Source organism: Nocardia cerradoensis NBRC 101014 (genome assembly GCF_000308535.1).
In the GTDB taxonomy this organism is placed as follows: Bacteria; Actinomycetota; Actinomycetes; order Mycobacteriales; family Mycobacteriaceae; genus Nocardia; species Nocardia cerradoensis.
Genome location: NZ_BAFW01000072.1, coordinates 1 through 4035, shown reverse-complemented (window position 1 = coordinate 4035; position 4035 = coordinate 1). Strand labels below are relative to the sequence as shown.

Annotated in this window: 3 protein-coding genes and 1 pseudogene; all 4 read right to left on the bottom strand. The window is 66.3% G+C overall.

Annotated elements, in window-relative coordinates; genetic code table 11:
- Positions 1–2389, bottom strand: a 2389-nt coding sequence (ileS, locus tag ON23_RS08875) for an isoleucine--tRNA ligase (protein WP_039777429.1), incomplete at its 3' end; no start/stop codon positions are given.
- A gap of 309 nt (positions 2390–2698) precedes the next feature.
- On the bottom strand, positions 2699–2899 hold the full coding sequence (locus ON23_RS08870; RefSeq protein WP_036500385.1) for a hypothetical protein: 201 nt from the start codon (positions 2897–2899) through the stop codon (positions 2699–2701).
- Positions 2900–3033: 134 nt separating this feature from the next.
- Positions 3034–3867, bottom strand: coding sequence for a DivIVA-like cell division protein Wag31 (gene wag31 / locus ON23_RS08865; protein ID WP_039777427.1), 834 nt, complete (start codon positions 3865–3867; stop codon positions 3034–3036).
- A 75-nt stretch (positions 3868–3942) separates the two neighbouring features.
- Positions 3943–4035 (bottom strand): annotated as a pseudogene (locus ON23_RS39175) (YggT family protein); the annotation flags it as partial.

Below are 4035 nucleotides of genomic sequence, written 5' to 3'. Positions count from 1 at the left end.
GCGGCAGCAGCGGGGCGGCCAGCCGGCAGGTGACCTCCAGCACGGTGTGCAGGGTGTCGATCGCGTCGCGATCTTCCTCCCAGAACCGCGAACGCGACCGGCGCACATACCAATTGGTGAGCGCGTCGGCGAACGAACGCAGTTCGTCGCAGGCGGTGGCGATGTCGTAGACCTCGAGCGCCTCGGTCATCACATCGCGGGCCGCGGCCAGTTTGGCGAGGATGTAGCGATCCAGCACATTCACCGAATCCGTCCGCCACACACCGGGTTTCGAGGCGTAGAGCTGCAGGAACGTCCACGCGTTCCACAGCGGCCGCAGCGCGTGGCTCACCCCTTCGCGGATCCCGCGTTCGGTGACGATCAGGTTGCCGCCGCGCAGCACCGGCGAGGCCATGAGGAACCAGCGCATGGCATCGGAGCCGTCGCGGTCGAACACCTCGTTGACGTCGGGGTAGTTGCCTTTGGACTTGGACATCTTCAATCCGTCGTCACCGAGCACGATGCCGTGCGCCACAACGGATTTGAATGCCGGCCGATCGAACAGCGCGGTCGAGAGCACGTGCAGGTTGTAGAACCATCCCCGCGTCTGCCCGTTGTATTCGACGATGAAGTCACCGGGGCTGTGCGCCGGGCGGTCGGGCGTACCCTCGAACCACTCCTTGTTCTCGAACGGGTAGTGCACCTGCGCGTACGGCATCGACCCCGACTCGAACCAGCAGTCGAGCACCTCGGGGGTACGCCGCATCATCGACTTCCCGGTGGGGTCGTCGGGGTTCGGGCGCACCAGCTCGTCGATGCCCGGGCGGTGCAGATCCGCCGGGCGCACGCCGAAGTCGCGTTCCAGCTCGTCCAGCGAGCCGTACACGTCGACGCGCGGGTAGGCCGGATCGTCGGAGATCCACACCGGGATCGGCGCACCCCAGTACCGGTTGCGGCTGATGTTCCAGTCGCGCGCGTTCTCGAGCCACTTGCCGAACTGGCCGTCGCGGATGTGCTCGGGCACCCAGGTGATCTGCTGATTCAGCTCCACCATGCGGTCGCGGAACTTCGTGACCGCCACGAACCACGAGGGCACCGCCATGTAGATCAGCGGCTGACCGGATCGCCAGCTGTGCGGGTAGGAGTGCTCGATCGTCTCGTGCCGCAACAACTTTCCGGCGGCCTTGAGGTCCTTGATGATGACCGGGTTCGCGTCGAAGACCATCAGGCCCTCGTACGGCGGCACCATCGAGGTGAACTTGCCGCCGGCGTCGAGCGGCTGCACCACATCGATGCCGTTGGCGGAGGCGACGTCCATGTCCTCCTCACCGAACGCGGGCGCGAGATGCACCACGCCGGTTCCGGAGTCGGTGGTCACGTAGTCGGCGTTCAGCACGCGATGCGCGTTGGGGTGGCCGAGGAAGAAGTCGAACGGCGGCCGATAGCGCAGCCCCGCGAGCGCCGCGCCCGCATGCTCCGAGAGCACCTCGAGTCCGTCGTCGGCGGTGCCGAGTTCGCGGGCGTAGTGCGAGACCCGCTCGGCGGCCAGCACGTACCGCTTGCCGTCCTTGCCGCGCACATGGGCATAGGTGATGTCCGGGTGGACCGCGATCGCCAGGTTCGACGGCAGCGTCCACGGCGTGGTGGTCCAGATCAACGCGTTGGCGCCGTCGAGTTCGCGCAGCGGGTGATCGGGCGCGACCTCGAGCAGCATGTCGACGGTGACCGCCGGATCCTGGCGCATCCGGTAGGCATCGTCGAGGCGCGCCTCCTGATTCGACAGCGGCGTCTGCTCGTACCAGCTGTAGGGCAGCACCCGGAAGCCTTGGTAGACAAGCCCTTTGTCGTGCAGCGACTTGAACGCCCACATCACCGACTCCATGAAGTCGAGATCGAGGGTCTTGTAGTCGTTGTCGAAGTCGACCCACCGTGCTTGGCGTGTCACATAGTCGCGCCACTCATTGGTGTAACGAAGCACAGAGGATTTACACGCGGCATTGAATTCCGCGAGTCCCATCGCGTCGATCTGTGATTTGTCCGTGATACCGAGTTGCTTCTCCGCTTCGATTTCCGCGGGCAATCCGTGTGTGTCCCAACCGAAGCGCCGTTCGACGCGCTTACCGCGCATCGTCTGGAACCGCGGAACCAAATCCTTCACATATCCGGTGAGCAGATGTCCGTAATGCGGCAAACCGTTGGCGAACGGCGGGCCGTCGTAGAAGACGAACTCGTCGCACTTCTCCCCACGGTTGTCGATGCTGGCACGGAAGGTGTCGTCGGCGGCCCAGTAGTCCAGCACCCGGCGCTCGAGCTCCGGGAACGACACGCTCGCGCCCTGCCGCGAGCCGGCGTCCGCATCGGTGAAGTCGACGCGGGGATAGGCGTTGCGGGTGGATGTCTCGTCCGCCATGGCGGCTGTGGTCTCCCTCGTGCCAGTGCGCGCGTTCGGCGCAGTCGGTGGGCACGGGGACGACGTCGGCGCCTGTGCGCCGCTGCCGCGGTACCACCCCGCTTGTCCGGGCCGGATGTTCCGGCGGGCGGACCTCTCGTTGCGAGCTGTGACGGGCTCACCCGTTCGGTTCTACTGGGCGCCTGTGGCGCCGTTCTTCCGAAGGCTCCCCGGTGATGGCCGGATCACTGCCGATCTACAGGTTTGATTGTAGCCAGTGCGGGCAACGTTATTTCCGTGCCCTGTTGCCGCCCTGTTCACCGTGCCCGCTCAGCGTTTGGCGTGACGGCCGGGACGTGATTGCGGGCCTTCCTCGGGTTCCCGCATCGCCAGCGCGCTGACCAGCAGCAGGACCGCACCGATCACGCAGACGACGATGCAACCCCACGCCCAGATCACCGATCCGGTGGTCAGCGCCGTCACCAGCAGGGCGAAGCCGATCGCGGCCAGGACGAGCGTCAGAACGAGCATGGTCACCCCCTAGGCGGGCAGGGCGGGCCGCATCGCCCCGGAGGGGCCGGGCGGCTCGGCAGAACTACGACCACACAGCGGCATGCGACGCCGGACCCCGTCGTATCGGCGGGGTGGCGGGCACCCGGGACGAGCTATTTGCCACCCTTGGCGAACGACGCCGGACCATGGCTGTTCGATACCGCCTCGAATGCCTCGCCACCGTCGACCGGTACGGCCGAACCACGGTTCTCCAGCTCCTCGAGCTGCGATTCCAGGTAGGACTTCAGCCGCACCCGGTACTCGCGCTCGAAGGTCTTCAACTGCTCGATGCGGCTCTCCAGCACGCTGCGCTGCTGGGTGATGGTGGCCATGATCTCGGTGTGCTTGCGCTCGGCGTCGGCCTGCAGGGCGTCGGCCTTCTCCTTGGCCTGGCGAAGCTGGCTGTCGGAACGGGTCTGCGCGTCCGAGAGCAGCGAGTCGGCCTTCTGCCGCGCCTCGCCCACCATCGCGTCCGAGCGGGTCTGCGCTTCGCTCACCATTCGCTCGGAATTCGCCCGGGCGTTGGACAGCAGCTGTTCGGCCTCGGCCTTGGCGTCGGTGGTGAGCCGGTCGGCCATCTCCTGCGCCAGGCTCAGCACCTTCGCGGCCTGCAGGTTCGCATCCGCGGCGGAGTTGTCCTTGGGGGCCACCGGCGCGGGGGCCGGCACCGGCACCGGCGGCGCCACGGGCGCGGGCTTCGGCGGTTCCGGTTGCGGCGGAGCGGGTTTCACCGCCTGCGGCGCGGGACGCGACTTCTTGGCATCCGCCAATTCGGCATCCAGCTCAGCAACCCGCTGGCGCAGGTCCGCATTCTCCTCGATGAGGCGCGAGAGCTCCTGTTCGACCAAGTCGAGGAAGGCGTCGACTTCATCCTCGTTGTAGCCGCGCTTCCCGATCGGCGGTTTGCTGAACGCGACGTTGTGCACATCGGCTGGAGTCAGCGGCATGGAAGGATCCCTTCGCGCTTCGTACGGAGATCTAACGTAGATCTTCTAGCAAGCTCTTCTTCTCGGCCCATTCTGTCACACCGGAGCTATCGGCTGCCCGAGCCTGCTGACGATGGACATCAGAATGAACACGATGAAAAGCAGGACCATAATCGACAGATCCAGGCG